The following is an 18,099-nucleotide window of genomic DNA, read 5'->3' as shown; positions in this document are numbered from 1 at the left end:
ATACAAAAGACGTTCTTGATTATGTTTGCCCCTAAAATAGGAACGCCAGTGAAGATAAATTTGGGGCTAAAAATTACATAGGATAGACTTGGAGAGGCCATCAGCCCGAGCGCGTACCACAGGAGGCATGCTCATTTTTCCCTCTACGTCATCCTATGTATCTACCTTGATGTTGCATGAATGAAGAACGGGTAACATACATAGCTATTACCTCGCACAAAAATTTCTGCTTCATGCACTAGCAGCGTTTCTTTGCCGGACGCCAATACAGTATTCTGGTACTATTGCTGGTAAGCTGGAAATTGATGTTTTTTCTATCGGACTTTGTCAGCTTACGCCAGAATGTACCATCATATATAGGGTGTTCTCCTGATAAGATATCGGGCAATACAGCCTTGACTAACGGCAAAAAAACGCTAAAATCTCTATAGACTATAAATTATTTAGAGGTTTATGAGGTTTGCATGCATATCATTGTTGTTGGCGTTGATCATACTACCGCCTCTATTGCATTGCGTGAGCGCCTCGCGTGTTCTGCGCGTTATATTCCGCAGCAGCTCCAAGCAGCTAGTAAGGTTGCCAGTGAATGTGTTTTTCTCTCTACCTGTAACCGTGTTGAACTGTATGCAGTGTGCCAGGATGCTATTCAAGGGCGTATAGACCTACTTCATGTTCTGAGTGAGATGCGTCAGGTTGCTCTCGACGAATTAGAAGCTCATTGCTATTGTTTTATTGACGAACGTGCAACTGCGCATCTCTTTGGTGTTGCCGCTGGCCTTTATTCTTTGGTTCCAGGAGAGCCTCAAATTCAAGGACAAGTGGTTGATGCATTGGAGATTGCGCAGGGAAGTGGCTATGCCGGCTCTGTAACTTCTGCTTTATTTCGGGCAGCGGTTGTCGCAGGGAAGCGAGCGCGCAGCGAAACTGGTATTAGTAAAAATGCAGCCTCATTGAGCCATGTCGCTGTACAGCTGGCGCGCCACCTGCTACCTGATTTTCATCAGGCCAATGTTTTGCTGGTTGGCTCTGGTAAAATGAGCGAACTGGCTGCTCGTAACCTGAAGGACAACGGGGCGCGTCAAATTGTTATTGTCAATCGTACTCAGGCCAATGCGATAGAACTGGCAGAGTCCCTGCAAGCGACCTTGCGGCCATTTCAAGAGCTATCTGAAGCATTACTGGATGCTGATGTTGTCATCAGCTCAACCAAAGCGCCCCATGCCATTCTCACTCCTGACATAATGACCCAGGTCATGGAACAGCGTGGAGAGCGTTCCCTGTTAATGATTGACATTGCATTACCACGAGATATAGATCCCGCAGTGGGAGCAATTCCAGATATTCATCTTTATAATCTTGATGATCTACAATCTGAAGTAGAACGAGGTATACAGCTACGCTTATTAGAAACTGAACACGTACAGGCCATTATTGAAGAAGAAGTTCAGTCCTTTCAGCGCTGGTTGGCTTCCCTCAGTGTTGTTGATACCATCAGTGATTTACGGCAAAAAGCTGACGAATTACGCCAGCAAGAATTGACGCGCATACTGCGCCAGCTCTCCCCTACTCTCTCTGAACGGGAAGTAGTGGCTGTACAAGAACTGACAAAACGTCTCATGAATAAATTGTTGCATACGCCTATGTTACGACTAAAGGATGCGGCGGCGGCTGGTCAGGGGCATGTTTATGCTGATGCTATGCGCTATCTGTTTGATTTAGAAGAGAAAAACCATGAGAGTGACCATCGGAACGCGAGCCAGCAAGCTCGCCATGACCCAGACCCAGTGGATTGTCCAGAAATTACATCAGCAGTGGCCAAACCTTGAAATCGTTATTGAGCAAATTCGTACGACTGGCGACCGTGTTACAGGTGTGCCACTCTCACAAATTGGCAGCGATGGCGTTTTCGTTACCGAAATCGAGCGCGCCCTGCATGAGGGCAGCATCGACCTGGCCGTCCATAGTTTAAAAGATTTACCGACGGTACAGCCAGATGACTTACGCCTGGTGATCGTCGGCCCGCGTGAAGACGTACGTGACGTTTTTGTTTCCCGTGTACCTTTTCATATTACAGATGGAATGCTGCGACCGGTAGAAGAGCAGGCCGCTTTTGCAAACACATTGCGAATTGGTACTTGTAGTTTACGGCGTACGGCGCAGATCCGCGATCTGGCTCCCCATGCTCAGATCTTATCATTGCGAGGAAACGTAGATACACGTCTGCGCAAATTGGACGCAGGCGATTATGATGGCATTGTTTTAGCCTCTGCAGGCCTTCACCGTTTAGGGATGCAGGAGCGGCTGGCTGGACGACTCACATACTTTCCTGTCGATAAGTTGTTGCCGGCCCCGGGACAGGGCGCTCTAGCCCTTGAATGTCGGGCAGAGGATCGCATGCTAGAATTGCTAGCCCCCCTTCAGGATACGGCGGTCCTGGCTACTACAACCGCTGAACGTATGTTTATGCGTCGCCTGGGAGCTGGTTGTTACTTGCCAGTGGCGGCGTATAGTACCATAGCTGCACAGACACTTGAGATTGATGGTATTGTTGCCAGCCTGGATGGTCAGCGACGTATACGTGTACGACAGTCGATATCCTGGACAGAGCATTCTACCGTAGAGGAGGCCGAAAAACTAGGAATTGCCCTGGCAGAGCAAGCTCTGGCTCAAGGTGCGCGTGACATCATCCAGGAGTTAGCCTTACCCCGAGATCGGGAGCATCTCAATGTTTAAACACAGCATCGTCTCGCTACAGGGAAAGCGCATCCTGGTTACCCGCACTCGGGAGCAAGCCAGCGTTTTATGTGAGCGCCTGCGCTCATTAGGCGCTATTCCCATTGAATTTCCTACTATCCATATTGTTCCGCCGGAAGACTGGACAGAACTGGATCAGGCCTTAAAGCGCTTATATGCCCATGATAGCTCTGCTTATGATTGGCTGATCCTGACCAGTGCCAACGGAGTGCATATCTGCATGCAGCGCCTGCAAACAATCGGATATGAGCCAGCCGCACTGCATACCAACCAGAGCGTACGGATAGCCACCATTGGTCCCGCGACCGCGGCGGCCCTGGCACAATATGGAGTGACCGCCGATCTGATCCCCGACGAGTATATTGCCGAAGGAGTTATCAGTGCCCTTCAAAAAGACGCAGACGAGCGCCAGACTCCTCTATCAGGGCAGCGTATACTATTGGCGCGAGCTGCGGAAGCACGCAAGATCCTTCTCACCGAGTTGCGGCAGGCCGGAGCTCAGGTAGATGAAGTTCCTGCATACTATACAGTTCCCGTTGCCCGGGATGACGAGCGGGGCCGCGAAGTGTTACAACTTTTACAGCAAGGTCAGCTCGATATTTTGACTTTCACCAGTTCTTCTACAGTACGCAATTTTGTTGCATGGCTACAAAGTTGTGCCGCTGATGCCACCACACCTTCGTTAGATGACATCAACCAGCACGTACAATTGGCCAGCATTGGTCCCATTACTTCACAAACCGCGCGTGAACTGGGCCTCAAGGTTGATATTGAGGCCACAGAATTTACCATTGACGGGTTAGTGCAAGCAATAGTTTTACACGAGGAAAATTATGGTAGATCAAGCAACCACAATACATACAGATAATATTAATATCCCCAGACCGAGACCCAGGTGGCCACGGCCCAACCGAAGCCGAAGCAACCACGTCAGCTTGTGCGCTTTAGCTTCTATAAATTAGATCAGCAATGGCAACTGTTACCTGCTGATGTGCGTGAGCAAGGCAAGCAGCAACTCAAGCAAATCTATGCTGACTATGCTGCTCAGGACGAGCTGATTCGCAGTTTTGCTCTGTACGGCGTGCGTTCTGATATAGATTTTATGATCTGGCAGGCCACGTACGATATTGAACAGCTGCGCAAATTTAGCAGCCAGCTGCGCCGCAGCATTATGGGACCATATCTGCGTGAAGAGCGCTCCATGTTATCTATGACGAAGCGTTCCGTGTATGTCGGGAAAAATGCCCGTGGCGCACACGATCCGCGCCTGGTTATTACTCCAGACGATAAAAAATACCTGTTTGTCTATCCGTTTGTTAAGACGCGTCCGTGGTATGCACTGCCAATGGAGGACCGTAAACGCATGATGGGTGAGCATATTCGGGTAGGGCTGAAATATCCGAGCGTCTCTTTGAATACGACCTATTCATTTGGTATCGATGATCAGGAATTCGTAGTAGCCTTTGAAACCGATAACATTTCTGACTTCCTGGATCTAGTACAGGAATTACGTGAGACCGAAGCCAGCATGTATACATTACGAGATACTCCCATGTACACCTGCGTGGCTGAGCCGCTTGCAGACATTCTGGATGCGCTTGGCGCCTAACAAGGATGATAAGGGGATATATATGCTCATAACAAATTCTGATACCTTTTCATTGGAGCGTTCCCATCAGCTTTATCAAGAGGCGCAACAACTGCTTCCTGGTGGAGTAAATAGTCCGGTACGCGCCTTTCGGGGCGTGGGTGGCGAACCTGTGTTTATCGAGCGAGCGGAGGGGCCATATCTCTATGATGTAGATGGACACCGCTATCTGGATTATGTGCAATCCTGGGGCCCTATGATTCTGGGCCATACGCATCCGGCTGTGCTGGAGGCTGTAGTAGCAGCCGGGCAGCGCGGTTTTAGCTTTGGGGCTCCCACGGAGGCGGAGAGTAACCTGGCGCGTCTGGTGATCGACTGTGTTCCTTCGGTCGAGATGATTCGCTTTGTCAATTCTGGTACGGAGGCGACTATGAGCGCGCTGCGCCTGGCGCGCGCCTATACCGGACGCAACAAAATTATCAAGTTTAGTGGATGCTACCATGGACACGCCGATATGCTGCTGGTACAGGCTGGCTCAGGCGTGGCAACGATGGGGCTACCAGATAGTCCAGGTGTACCAACACAGACGACGCAGAACACTCTCACCGCCGACTATAATAACGCAGCCGAAGTGGAACAGCTCTTTGCCAGTTACCCTGATGATATCGCAGCCGTTATTGTTGAGCCAATCGCTGCCAATATGGGGCTGGTTCCACCTGAACCGGGATTTCTGGAGAGGCTACGCGAGTTAACACAGAAGTACCATGCCATCTTGATCTTTGATGAAGTGATGACTGGCTTCCGCGTTGCCCTGGGTGGTATGCAAGAGCGTGTCAAAATTACCCCTGACCTGACCTGCTTTGGCAAAATTATTGGGGGCGGTTTACCTGTGGGGGCCTATGGTGGTCGTAGAGAGATTATGGACATGGTGGCGCCAGTTGGCCCCATGTACCAGGCTGGTACGCTCTCTGGCAATCCACTGGCCATGGCGGCAGGTATTGCAACATTAAACGAGCTGCGCAAGGCCGGACAATATGAAGAACTTGAAAGAAAAGGACAGCGATTAGAAGAGGGCTTTAATAAAGCCTTGCAGGATAACAAAGTTGACGCAACCTTTAAACGGATTGGTGCTATGTTCTGTCTGTATTTTTCGCGTGAAGCCGTCGTAGATTACACCAGCGCGAAGCGTTCAGACACACAACGATTTGCTCGTTACTTTTGGAGTATGTTGACGAGTGGCATCTACCTTCCTCCTTCTCAATTTGAGTCCTGTTTTATCTCACTTGCGCTTGATGATGATATGATCGAAGAGACTATCCAGGCAGCGGCTACAAGTGTAAATGCATAAGAGTAGTAAGTAGGAGAGGATTTGGAAGTGATGAATAATTTTCCGCATGTACGTTTACGTCGTTTGCGTCAGAATGAAAAGATACGCAGCCTGGTGCGAGAAACCCATTTACGCGTAGACCAGTTAATCTATCCCATGTTTATTGCCGAGGGTGCGCAGGAGCCACAGGAAATAGCTTCTATGCCAGGAATCATGCAATGGCCGTTGGACCAGGTGACTCAGGAAGCTAGACGCATCGCTGACCTTGGCATCCCGGCCGTCTTACTTTTTGGTATCCCCAATGAGAAAGATGCTGTTGGCTCACAGGCGTATGCCGAGCATGGCGTCATCCAGGAAGCCATTCGTCGTTTGAAGGCCGAGTTGCCAGAGCTCCTGATCATTACCGACGTCTGCCTGTGTGAATATACAGACCATGGTCACTGTGGCGTTATCCATAATGGCACCGTTCAGAACGACGAGTCCCTGAATTTGCTAGCCCAGATGGCCCTCTCTCATGTGGAGGCCGGTGCGGATATTGTGGCTCCATCAGATATGATGGATGGAAGGGTTGGAGTGCTGCGCCAAACGCTTGATGAACATGGCTTTAATCAGACGCCGATCATGGCATATTCGATCAAATATGCCTCAGGCTTTTATGGCCCATTCCGTGAAGCGGCCGGCTCCACGCCTCAGTTTGGGGACCGACGAGCGTATCAGATGGATCCCGCTAATGTCCGTGAAGCCTTACGCGAGCTAGAACAGGATATCAGCGAAGGGGCGGATATGGTTATGGTTAAGCCGGCTTTGTCCTACCTGGATGTCATTCGTCAGGTGAGAGACCATTGTGATCTACCTGTGGTGGCATATAATGTCAGTGGTGAATATTCAATGGTGAAGGCAGCCGCCCAGAACGGCTGGATCGATGAGCAACGCATCGTGATGGAGATCCTGACAAGCATCAGACGCGCGGGAGCAGACATGATTATTACCTACTTTGCTCCCGAAGTCGCTCAATGGCTCAATAGCTAGTACTTGATGAGTGTGATATAGTGTCAGAGAAAGACAGCGCCGGTTATTTATAATACCAGCGCTGCTATTGTAGGGAAAGACAGCGCTGGGTATTATATACCAGCGCTGCTATTGTTATACAGACTCTAGATGGCAAGAGAAACGAGGATGCTGAAGCACTATAAGCATCATAGAGAGCCTCTTGATAATGCTAGACTGGTCGCTTCATTTTACCCGCGATCAAACGACACAGGCCTGCGAACAGTAAGGCTTTACTTGCCTCACCCATTACGGTGGCGATAAGGCCAAGTGTCAGACCAATGGTGATTCCAATTCTACCTGCCGGGTGCCGCATCACTTGTTGGAATGCTCGCATGTATAGCCGCCCTTTATACTAATAGTAACTGTTCTATAGCATAGATAGCCTGGCTCTTCCGTAGGTTTCGAAGGTGAAATCCTACTAAAAGTAAGGTAGCATATATGGGCTATCGGTGTCCATAGGAAACAGCAATAAATTTGATTGTTGTACGTATAGTGCACCTCTGTATGCGCCTTTAGATGCGAAAAGATTAAAAAAAGAAAATCCTTAAAAATCCTGTTACCATTTCATGTGCTATTGCGTTCTTCTTTGGTATAAGGCTCCTATCGTTATTAAGGATTTTTTAAGGAAGCTTTAATAGTTTTCTAAGGGTGTTGTGATCGCAAAGTTTTTTAAAAGAGAGAAGTGTTGTGTAATGGTTGGGATGAACGAACTCAATCGCACATATCTGCCGATTAATTCGTATGGCGTCATTGGAGACTGCCATTCAGCGGTACACGTATCGCCAGACGGGTCGGTAGACTGGGGATGTCTACCGGACTTTGATAGCCCGGCCATCTTTTGCCGTTTGTTAGATGCGGAGCGTGGAGGCTACTTCCAGATTGCACCAACGGAAGGGACCATTCCAGGCTCACAGCGTTACCTACGTGGAAGTAACGTATTACAAACACGTTTTGCCAGTATCGCGGGAGAGATAGTCCTTACGGACTTCATGCCAGTTGAAACACTGAGCGCGTGGCCGTATAAGGCTATGAATAATAATACCTGGACCCGCGATGATGGTTCCTGCCATTGTTTGGTACGCATAGTTGAATGTGTACACGGAGAAATGTCGGTTACCATGAGGTTGAAAGTCAGTCCTAACTACGCAGCCGATGCCTGTGCAGTTGAACTGATCCCTGAACACCTGGGTGCCTTCATCTCCAGTGGCCAGCAACATGTGGCCCTGGCAATTGTTGGAGCTAATTTACTGCCATCGTATTCCGTGCAGGTAGTGCAAGAAAGTAATGAGGCTTTTGCTACAATTGTAGCTCAAGTAACATTGCGTGAGGGTGAGCGTCTCTTATTCGCTGTTGGTATGGGGAGGACAGCTCAATCTGCCAGGAGACTGGTAGAAGAAGAACTGCCAACTCGTAACTTTGATGCTGAATTAGCGCATACTCTTCATGCCTGGCGTAAATGGATTGCAGGAAGCAGCTACCAGGGCCCTTATGCTGAATGGGTCGAGCGTAGTGCACTTGCCTTGAAGCTAATGACATATGCTCCGACCGGAGCAATTGTTGCGGCGCCTACAACATCGTTGCCTGAACATCTGGGAGGAGTACGTAACTGGGATTATCGTTTTACCTGGTTACGGGATGCTACCTTTACCTTGTATGCTTTTAATGTATTGGGCTTCACTGAAGAAGCACGTGCCTTTACACATTGGTTGCGTCGCCTCTCTTACGCAAACGGTGAAGATCTGCAAATTATGTATGGTATTCGTGGTGAACGAGATTTAACGGAATTTGAACTACATCATCTTAGCGGCTATTGCAATTCTAGGCCTGTACGTATCGGGAACGGTGCGGCTGACCAGAAACAAATGGACGTGTTTGGTGAGGTATTAGACTGTATCCATCTCTATCGACGCCAGGGGTGTTTTGAACGCTACGGTGAGACGCTGGAAGGCCCTCTGTGGTCGATGATGCGTATGCTGGTAGATCATGTTTGTGCTCACTGGCAAGAACCCGACAGTGGTATCTGGGAAGTACGCGGCGGATTACGTCATTTTGTGTATTCAAAAGTTATGTGCTGGGTTGCCCTGGATCGTGGTATTCGAGCTGCTGAGCAAATGAATCTGGAAGCTGACCTGGCGCGTTGGATTGCTGTACGTGACCAGATCAGAGCTGATATTCTGATGAACGGATATGATACGAACCTGGGAGCATTTACACAATCTTATGGTGATGCAACCCTGGACGCATCTAATCTATTGCTGCCCCTGGTTGGTTTTATCGCTCCAGATGATCCACGTATGCGTTCGACAGTTGACCGCACGATTGAGCAACTCACAGATGAACATGGTTTTGTCTATCGATATCATGCTGATGATGGTTTAGATGGTTCCGAAGGGACATTTGCCATCTGTACATTCTGGTTAGTTGATAATTTAGCTATGCAAGGGCGCATAGATGAGGCTCGCTCTCTGTTTGAGCGTTTATTAACCTATGCAGGACGTCTGGGATTGTTTTCAGAGGAAATTGATTCAGAGAATAATACATCTCTGGGAAATTATCCACAGGCATTTACCCATATAGCTCTTATCAATAGTGCAAATAACTTAAGAAAAGCAGAAATTCGCATGGCCGAGCATCATACTGATCCACTTATCGCTGCTATCCGTTTACAAAAGTAGTAAGCGCAGGCCATCTTTATTATTCTCGCAATTATTCATTTTTCCTTGGGGGGGACGCTACTAAAAGCGTTCTCCTCTTTGTTTTTGTGCTCTTGTCCATCTATGCGATAATGAGCCAGATTGTATGTATACATAGTGTATGGATGAAGGAGTATGTGGTCTAGTGTCTGCTATTCATTACCCTGCCACGAGCTTGAAGCCTCATCGCGATGAAAGCTTGCTCAATGGACATCTCTGGATTTTCTCTGGAGCCCTTCAACAACCTCCCCGTTGGGTTGAAAATGGCGGCGTCCTGGACGTAAAATCGGCAACCGGCCAGTTTATTGCCCGTGGATATTATAATGCGAACACCGATATTGCAATTCGTATTTTAACGTATGACGCTGACGAGGATATTGACCTTGATTTTTTACGGCGTCGCATTCGCAGTGCTCAGGCATTGAGAGAGGTTTTTGATCCTGCCCATACAAATGCTTATCGTCTAATTAACTCCGAGGGTGATGGTTTGCCCGGGTTGGTGGTGGATCGTTATGCTGATGTTCTGGTCGCCCAGATTCATACAGCAGGGATGGAGCGGCTACGCCCATTGGTGATAGAAGCGTTAATGCTAGAGACGGGGGCTCGTGGGATACTGTTGCGCAATGATGGTCAATCCCGTCGGAGGGAAGGATTGCAAATCGAAGAACCCATTATAGCCTCCGGCGACGTTCCTGAGCAGGTGCAGGTGCGTGAAAATGGAGTTTCCTTTTTCGTCGATTTCTGGCAAGGACAGAAAACGGGCTTTTTTCTAGATCAGCGCGATAAACGTGAAGCCTTGCGTAAATATACTCGCGGCAAGCGTGTACTCAATTGTTTTAGTTACACTGGAGGCTTCTCTGTTTATGCGGCTTTGAGCACGCCACCTGCTCAGGTTACCAGCGTAGACATCTCGGCACCCGCCATAGATGCATCCCGCCAGATTTTTGCTATGAACGGATTGGATATTTCTAATCATCAATTCATAGTAGCTGATGTCTTTGATTATCTAGCAGAGGCTCGTGACAAGGGTGAGTTCTTCGATGTTGTAGTATTAGACCCACCGGCCTTTGCCAAGTCCCAAGGGGCCCGTACACAGGCTCTCAAGGCTTATCGCCGACTTAACCTTCTTGGCATGCAGGTATTGAAACCTGGAGGTATTCTTCTGACTTGTTCATGTTCTGGTGTCGTTAGAATGGATGATTTATTGGGTGCAGTATCGCTCAGCGCCCAGCGCCTGCACCGTTCGGTACAATTGCTCGAGTCCTATACCCATGGAGTAGACCATCCTATTCATATAGCAATGCCCGAGACAGCGTACTTAAAATCTGTGTTTTGCCGTGTTCAATAGCATGTGGTTGATACAAGAGATTTTAATCATTTGCATTCTGCCCGAAGTGATGTGATGCCAATGCGGGAATCACATCACTTGTAACCTTTGCCGGTTGATAAGTCAGTCTGTGGTATGATAAAGACCTGTGTTGATATGCGCCATGAGCTAATTTATGGATGATATATCCTGGTTGAAAGGTAGTTGTTCAATATGGAATTTGCTGGTTCGCAAACGATTGCCGTCCCTATCGAGAAAGTATGGACGTATCTTATGGATGTCAACAAAGTAGCTGCCTGTGCTCCTGGCTTTCAGAGCCTGGAGGTCATAGAACCTGAATACTGGAAAGCCCTGGTCGCGGTTGGTATTGGTCCTGTTAAGGCCAAATTCACGCTGGATGTAACTCGTCCAGAAATGGTTGAGCCCGAAAAGATGACGGTGAAAGCCCGTGGTAAAGCGCCTGGAAGCACTGTAGATTTGTCTGGGAGCATGAATTTGACGTCTCTGGATGCTAACCAGACACAGATGAATTGGACGGCTCATGTCGTGGTTGGAGGAACGCTGGCCAGTGTGGGCGCACGTTTGATGAACAGTACTGCAGAAAAGCTTACCGGGCAATTTTTCTCTTGTCTGAAAGCTAACTTACAGGCTCCCCAAGAAACAACAGCAGAATAACAGATGGTAGTGATGAGCTAGAAAAGCCAGCAGCATATTTGCGCGACGTGTGTTGTACCGATATGCTGCTGGCTTTTTGTGTAAAGCACGCTTACAATGGATATTAAGCGATATTTTTTTCCAGATTTTTGAAGAAGCTGCTGAGAGAACTCTTCACGATGCCCTGGCCAAGTGGGTTGCTGGCGATAGCAATGGGGCCTTCGAGCTCTGCATTGCCATTGTAGGTGAGCAGGGCGCCATCAGCCTCGTCAACCAGGCTGATCTGAGCAACAGCATTGATAGAACCACCTTTACCCTGGCGCAGGAGCTGCAGTTCGAGATCGCTGGGATCCTGGCGACGCACAATATTAAGACTGAGTCCATATGGTCCGCGCAGGCCGGGCAGAGATGTAGTGATCTCAACATAGAGTGTGTTAGGGTTCTCATATCTAACACTATTTGCACCTGGGATGCTTGCTTTCAGTACCTCAGGATTGAGAATCGCATTGAATACTTGAACGCTACTCGCATTGAATTTATGTGTTCCGCTGAGCTTCATGTAGGAAAAATCCTTCCTCTTTTTTTGAAATATGACGTCCCACCACGTCTGTTGAGACGAACGCATATAAATGCGTTCGTGTCGATCTATCCGATCAGGCATTATTGTAGCGGTTTCTCCCGATACTTTCAAGTGTGTGAATGCAAATATGCCAAATTTCCTAGTCTGCTTCTCATACCTTTAAGATATATTCTAATTACAAGTTTTTAACGCTAATAAGGTGAATGTGCTATAGATAGCAGTAAGTATTCATTTCTGTGCTATAATGCCTCTGTGTATCTCAACGTGTATCGTATATGCCAAAAAATGTGTTATATATCGGGAGCTGCGATGATTTTGAATGAAGAACATAATGAGCAAAATCAGCAAGCATGGCTATCTCGTGTGGCACGGGAGCGGCAAGGCCTCTCTGTTTCTGTTGAGGAAACATTGGGGGACGCTTCTTCAGGAGAATCAGGCTGGTCAGAGGACGATGAGCATGGAATGACAAATTTTACACGGTCAGTCCATGAGCCATCGCTTGTTCTACCCCGCTTGCGCCTTCAATCCAGGGCGATAGAAGCAATTCATACTGAAGAAGATGCTTTTGCTGATGCAAGCTCATATACCGTTGTTTCTTCTGGTGAGGTGGAAGAGAGGAAGCTCGATACCGCGACACAAAATACGAACATACTGATGCGCTTTGCGCAACGTCTAACCTCGTCTTTTGTTGCCTTTAACGGTCCTGTTCCAGCGGCAGAGGCGCCTTCGCTGGTATCCACTCATTCAGATTGTACTCAGCCAGTTGCAATGGGCGCGAAAGCCTCTGCCCTGGCTTCTATTGCAGATGTAGAAGTTTGTACTGCCTCAACAACTGGCTCGATACCTAAAGAGGCGAAAAAGTCCCCGACACCTTTAAAGGAGCCACAGGGTCGACAACGCCTGGCTGGTCGGACCACAAGAATTCGTCTGGAAGTAGTTCCAAATCCTGCTGCGCAGAAGAACAAGGCGGCGCGGGCAACTAATGGTAGAGGTAGTGATAAGGTTGCTGACCAAAAAGGACAGAGAGCTTTCGTTGAACGGGAGGATGGTAATACTACAGGTATGCACCTTCCTGTGCTCTCTCCGCGGCGTGAGGAAGCAGGCTCAACCAGTGTACATCTTCCCACTGTAGGCACAAAAAAAGGAGAGCCTTCTACCAGCAACCAACCCCTGTGTGTATCGGTGGCTGAGAAGGAAACGCCCCATTTGGGGACCTGTGATAGAGTGATGAAGCGAGCCACTCAGGGAAGCCTATCAGGGACAGATTTTTTTGAATGTGGACAAAGAGACGCTACTGTTGCCAATCCACATATCACTGCATCCAGCGTGGTAATGGTCACGCTCACTTCAAATCCGGGCCCTGTAGTTGTTCAATATATCTCTTTGCAGCCGCAAGTAGGATTTACTGTACATCTAACGGCGCCTACCTCGATGCGTACTTCTTTTAATTATATTGTGTTGCTGGGTGAACTCTTTTAAGTAAGTTGTTCACCTGGATGATATGTAGTAAATAGTGGCATGGGTGGGGTTAGTCGCAGCACTAACCCCTATTTTTACTGTATTTTGTCGGCCTCTCAAATATTCTTTAGGGCAAAATAAAGTTTCTCGTGTATTTTAAAATAAAAATAAAGCGGAAAATTGCTGCGAAAGATCATTGACCACACAAAAGGATGGCGCTGAGATGTGGAGGAGGGATACGTCGTTGCCGGAGGTGACCAACAGTCTTGTTAGTAGCATACAAATGTGGAGTCAATCTGTAACCTGTTCGCTTGAGGACAGCAAACAGAAGAAAACTATTTATGCATTAGATGGTATACGTGCTCTAACATGTCTGGGTGTGGTCAGCTTTCATTTGAATCTACGGGCCTATATTGCTCATGTCTGGTCCCCTTTTTTAGATAATTTTGGGGCTATGATAAGTTCTCTGGCTTTAATTGGTGAGACGGGCGTACTCCTATTTTTTCTGCTATCAGGATTTCTCCTTTTTTTACCTTATGCAAAAGCAATGTTATTTGATAGCGATTGGCCCTCATGGCAACGTTTTTATATACGTCGCATATTTCGTATTTTCCCAGGCTATTATGTCGCCCTCTTCTTGATGCTTCTTTACCTCAGCCCTGAATATTTACGGGCTGCTAATTGGGATAAGCTTTTCCTTTTTCTGACTTTTCGTATGGACTTTCCTGCTACCTATCAACAGTTGAATGCGCCTTTTTGGACGTTGGCGATCGAGGTTCAATTTTATCTGGTCTTGCCATTAATTGCCTGGTTGATAGGACGCCTGGTACGCGGAGGGTCTCTTCGCCTGCGCATGTGTAAGTTAAGCTTTTGTTTAGCTCTCTTGTGGATGTGGGGTTTTATTACGCGCTACTGGGGGTTCAAGCTGGCTGATACCCATCAGCTAGATACCATTATTCCACATGAATTCGCTCAGATGCTCAGACCCTATATTTTTGGTACGGTTGGCAAATTTTTTGAATCTTTTGCGATTGGTATGTCCGTGTGTATGTTGTATATATACCTACATTCTGCGCCCAACGCCGCCAATTTAAAGGGCCGTATATCGCGTTTCTGCCCATTGATACTTGGAGCAGGTCTGGTCTTGCTGTTTGCAGTCAATATCTGGCACTACTACGTCATTTACATGATTCATCTTTCCTTTCACTTTCTTGATCCCTATCAAAATTTTATGGAAAGTTATCGAGATATTGTTATGCAAGATGGTTTTTCATTCGCCTACGGTTTTATTTTATTTGCCGTCCTCCATGGTTCGCGTTGGCTCCAGCGACCATTGGAGTGGGCACCGTTGCGCTGGATTGGTTTTATTTCTTTCAGTTTGTATATGTGGCATGATCCATTTGTAATCTATTTTTTTTACATGCTCTTACCAAAATTTCAGAACATGGGCTGGAATGTCACTGCACAATATACTGTCTATGTCCTGTGGGTGGATGTGACAACGATCCCGCTGGCGTTTACACTTTATCGCTGGGTGGAGCTACCAGGTATGCGTCTGGGAGAGAAATTATGTAAACTCATTGAGCGCACGCCACAAAAGATAAAGATCGCCCCCATCGCAGAACCAGCGGCCGTGGAAGACGTTCCAGCGGTGCTCTCTGGCTCCTCAAGCACAAAAAACGTGGTATAGATTGCGACATTAATGTCTACTTTGTTGGATGTATATTTATATTGACTGGCTATTTTTTTCGAAAAGCGGCAATCTGACTGTGAAACAGCTACCTTCGCCCGCGATACCACTACTCTCTACCTCGATGGTCCCGTCATGTAGATGTAGAAACTCTGCTACCACATAGAGGCCGAGCCCAACACCACGGGTCTGACTGTTGCCAATATTTGGAGCGCGATAAAATCGTTCAAAAAGATGTTGTTGTGCTTGCAACGGAACGCCAATGCCTTTATCTGCAATCGTTATCTCGATATGTGGAGCTTCATTATTGAGCTGGCGTTGGGCCATGGTGATGGTAATTGGGCCGCCATCGGGGCTATATTTGATGGCATTTTGGAGCAGATTAACAAAAATTTGCTGTAATCGTGCGCGATCTCCCTGGATCATATATGGTTTGTGCGCTTTTCCTATGCTCAAGCTAATGTGATGAATAGCAGAAGTCGTGCTTTGATTGTGTACCGTTTCCTTAATCAGATCTGCCAGATTGAGCTCTTCTGAATTGAGCTCGATCTGCCCACGATTGAGCCGCGTTACTTCTAAAAATGTATTGACAATATTAGTCAACTGGCGTGTTTGCTCCTCGATGTACGAAATACTTTCATTGAGGCGCTCTTTCAATTCGGGAACGACTTCAACGGCTTTACCGAGCAAGCGCGACATCATCTGACTATGAGCCAGAATAATAGTCAATGGGGTGCGGAACTCATGTGCAGTGATAGCTAAAAACTCATCTTTAAGCGCGTTGGATTCGCGCATGGTTGCTTCATTGGTACGAGCAATTTCAGCCTCTTGTTGCCAGCGGGTCTGCTCAATAGCCAGGCCTGCAAACTGAGCAATGCCTTCGACCACAGCCATATCCCAGGCGTTAAACCCTGGTGCTGCTAGAGGTCGGGTTGCACCAGGAAAGTGAGTTGTTGTTTTCTTATAGTATGTTGAGCGATCAAGCAGCATCACTCCTAATAGGTGTTTGTTGTGCGTGATAGGAGTAGCCAACACCAGCGTCTGATTGATGATCTCAGAATTTCCCAGCGTTGATATGACATGCTCTTCACTGAAGAGGGTGGCATGACCATCCTTCAGTTGTTCTTGAAAACCGTTATATTGATTAGCGCCTGGTGAGAACCAGCCTGCCTGTTCACTTAACCAGGACTGCACTTCATCTTCTGTAAAGCCAATTGAGAGAAGAGGGACAAACTCTTGTTGCTCATCCTGATAGATTTGAACCACTCCACGCTCACAGTTGAGCGCAGTCAACGTCATAGCGAGTACGCGATAGAGAATTTCTTTGATATTGGTAATACCAGAAACTGCTTCGGCTGCGTGCAGCATCGTGTCGAGGGCGCGTCTGATGCGGCGCTCAACCCTGACCTGTTCGGTAATATCGCGAAAGGCACTAACGATACCAATTTTTTTCTGATCATTATCGAGCAACGGTTCAATATTGACTTCAATGGCATGCTCGGCCCCATCGTGGGACGTATCCAGGTAACGTTCGCCCCGGACACGTTCGCCATGCAATGCCCTGGTAAGCGGAAAGTGCTCAGGGGCAATTTGTTGACCTGTTAATGTGTATACGGGATGATGTTGCAGATAGGTCGCGAGTTGTTTTTTCGTTTTGCCTGTGAGTCCCAGGAAGCGCGAGGCATTTTCATTGCTGAGCATGACCTTGCCATCCGCATCACACACGATCAACCCTTCGGTCATGGCATTAAACACCGCATTCAGGGTATTTGCCCGTTCATTGGCAAGAGCTTCTACTCGTTGTGACTCGGCTAAATGGCGTGCTTTCTCAATAGCAAGTGCGCAATGCGCGGCAATATCTTGCGCAAAGGCAATATATCCTGAGGAAGGTGGTTTTGATGTTTGACGATAATTGACGAAAGCAAAACCAACACAATGTTTTTCATGGCTGGAAACACATTCCGGCTGATGGGCTATCTGGTGATGAGTACCTCCGACTAGCAACGGAATAATCAAAATGTTGGTCATGCTCAGATGATTAAACCAGGACTGTTCCTCCTGCGTCAGCTGTTCATGGTACATAAATAGAGGGGTTTGTTGCTTGATCGTTGCACAGCAGTTCTCAAAGGTTGTGAGTAATGAGGGAGGTGCACTAGACACGAGCGCAAGGCTGGATCGATTCGCAAGTACGAGCCGATCCTGTTCTAGTAAAGCGATGGCAGCCTGGTCCGTGTGGAGTCCTCGTGTTAGATGCTGGACGGCAATTTCAAGCACATCTGAAAGATCGTCACCAGAGTTGACCGCCATGGCTACTTGATAAATAGATTGTGCTCTTTCAATCAATCGTTCCGCACGCTTACGCTCTATTTGGGCTTCCTGATAAAGTCGCGCATTATCGATTGCCACCGCGGCTTGTTGACCAATCGCGCGCGCCATCTGTAGCTGATCATTGCTGAATTCTGTACATTGCCCTGGATTGTCAAGAGACATCATGCCAACGGGCCGATCTTCTCTGATAAGAGCCACCAATAGTACTGAGCGCACAAAGAATTTTTCTGCCAGCGGCAAGAGCGTTATCTCAGTGGAGAGATCATGGAGTGAGAGCAAACCGTTTTCATGCAACAATTGCTGAATAACAGAGTTATCAAAAGCGATTGAGCTATGACGCCACACGCGGTCAGCGGCCTGCAATACTTTGCTTTTAATGTTCTGGGTTGACATATGATAAGCGGAAGGGAGGAATCTGGTATGGGACTCATCGAGGAGCCAGACTGTGCAGCGGGAGACATCGCAAACCTCGGTAGCGCGCCTTACAAGCACCTGTAGAATACGCGTGGGGTCCAAAGAAGAGGCCAGTAATTCTGCTAACTCTCGTAACAGTTCACTTTCGCGCAAAGCTTTGCGTAGGCGGTTCTGCTCCTGACTGTCAGTGGATAAGGAACGTTTACTTTGCATATATGTTGACCTCTTATTAAGAA

Annotated in this window: 14 protein-coding genes; 11 read left to right on the top strand and 3 right to left on the bottom strand. The window is 47.8% G+C overall.

The annotated features are described in order from the left end of the window. The first annotated feature begins 464 nt into the window (after positions 1-464). From hemA to hemB, 6 genes are read left to right on the top strand one after another with little or no spacing between them, the layout of a single operon-like run. Entirely contained in the window at positions 465-1,826 is a 1,362-nt protein-coding gene (hemA, locus tag JMI88_RS04505; protein ID WP_201360539.1) for a glutamyl-tRNA reductase, read from the top strand. Continuing rightward, a complete protein-coding gene (gene hemC, locus JMI88_RS04500; protein ID WP_201360538.1) occupies positions 1,732-2,733 on the top strand; it encodes a hydroxymethylbilane synthase in 1,002 nt (333 codons plus the stop codon). The genes hemA and hemC overlap by 95 nt, the downstream gene beginning before the upstream one ends. Continuing rightward, a complete protein-coding gene (locus tag JMI88_RS04495) occupies positions 2,726-3,622 on the top strand; it encodes a uroporphyrinogen-III synthase (protein ID WP_201360537.1) in 897 nt (298 codons plus the stop codon). The genes hemC and JMI88_RS04495 overlap by 8 nt, the downstream gene beginning before the upstream one ends. A 27-nt stretch (positions 3,623-3,649) precedes the next feature. Further along, positions 3,650-4,363 carry a chlorite dismutase family protein gene (locus tag JMI88_RS04490; RefSeq protein WP_201360536.1) on the top strand — a complete coding sequence of 238 codons (714 nt, stop codon included), beginning with the start codon at positions 3,650-3,652 and terminating at the stop codon, positions 4,361-4,363. A 22-nt stretch (positions 4,364-4,385) separates the two neighbouring features. Beyond that, entirely contained in the window at positions 4,386-5,690 is a 1,305-nt protein-coding gene (gene hemL / locus JMI88_RS04485; RefSeq protein ID WP_201360535.1) for a glutamate-1-semialdehyde 2,1-aminomutase, read from the top strand. Positions 5,691-5,720: 30 nt separating this feature from the next. Next, complete coding sequence (gene hemB, locus JMI88_RS04480) at positions 5,721-6,698, top strand: porphobilinogen synthase (RefSeq protein WP_201360534.1); 978 nt, start codon at positions 5,721-5,723, stop codon at positions 6,696-6,698. A 190-nt stretch (positions 6,699-6,888) separates the two neighbouring features. Here hemB and JMI88_RS04475 read toward each other — a convergent pair whose 3' ends face one another. Next, entirely contained in the window at positions 6,889-7,053 is a 165-nt protein-coding gene (locus tag JMI88_RS04475) for a hypothetical protein (RefSeq protein WP_201360533.1), read from the bottom strand. A 358-nt stretch (positions 7,054-7,411) separates the two neighbouring features. Between JMI88_RS04475 and JMI88_RS04470 the strand changes: the two genes are divergently transcribed. The 3 genes from JMI88_RS04470 (at position 7,412) to JMI88_RS04460 (ending at position 11,414) form a co-directional block, all read left to right on the top strand. Next, positions 7,412-9,394, top strand: coding sequence for a glycoside hydrolase family 15 protein (locus tag JMI88_RS04470; protein WP_201360532.1), 1,983 nt, complete (start codon positions 7,412-7,414; stop codon positions 9,392-9,394). Between the two features lie 163 nt (positions 9,395-9,557). Beyond that, positions 9,558-10,760 (top strand): class I SAM-dependent rRNA methyltransferase, encoded by a 1,203-nt coding sequence (locus tag JMI88_RS04465; RefSeq protein WP_201360531.1) that lies wholly within the window; start codon positions 9,558-9,560, stop codon positions 10,758-10,760. Between the two features lie 192 nt (positions 10,761-10,952). Beyond that, positions 10,953-11,414, top strand: coding sequence for an SRPBCC family protein (locus tag JMI88_RS04460; protein ID WP_201360530.1), 462 nt, complete (start codon positions 10,953-10,955; stop codon positions 11,412-11,414). 103 nt (positions 11,415-11,517) lie between these two features. On the opposite strand, the gene JMI88_RS04455 is transcribed toward JMI88_RS04460, so the two are convergent. Further along, positions 11,518-11,952 (bottom strand): SRPBCC family protein, encoded by a 435-nt coding sequence (locus JMI88_RS04455; RefSeq protein WP_201360529.1) that lies wholly within the window; start codon positions 11,950-11,952, stop codon positions 11,518-11,520. Positions 11,953-12,282: 330 nt separating this feature from the next. Between JMI88_RS04455 and JMI88_RS04450 the strand changes: the two genes are divergently transcribed. Further along, positions 12,283-13,452, top strand: a complete 1,170-nt coding sequence (locus tag JMI88_RS04450; protein ID WP_201360528.1) for a hypothetical protein — start codon at positions 12,283-12,285, stop codon at positions 13,450-13,452. Between the two features lie 202 nt (positions 13,453-13,654). Continuing rightward, positions 13,655-15,121, top strand: a complete 1,467-nt coding sequence (locus JMI88_RS04445) for an acyltransferase family protein (RefSeq protein ID WP_201360527.1) — start codon at positions 13,655-13,657, stop codon at positions 15,119-15,121. A 36-nt stretch (positions 15,122-15,157) separates the two neighbouring features. Here the strand turns inward: JMI88_RS04445 and JMI88_RS04440 are convergent, their stop codons facing one another. Then, the gene (locus tag JMI88_RS04440; protein ID WP_201360526.1) at positions 15,158-18,076 is read right to left on the bottom strand and encodes a sensor histidine kinase; all 2,919 of its coding nucleotides are present in this window, start codon (positions 18,074-18,076) and stop codon (positions 15,158-15,160) included. Positions 18,077-18,099 lie beyond the last annotated feature (23 nt).

This window comes from Dictyobacter formicarum (assembly GCF_016587435.1).
The sequence above is the reverse complement of the archived record's forward strand: the minus strand, read 5'-3'. Positions and strand labels throughout refer to the sequence as shown.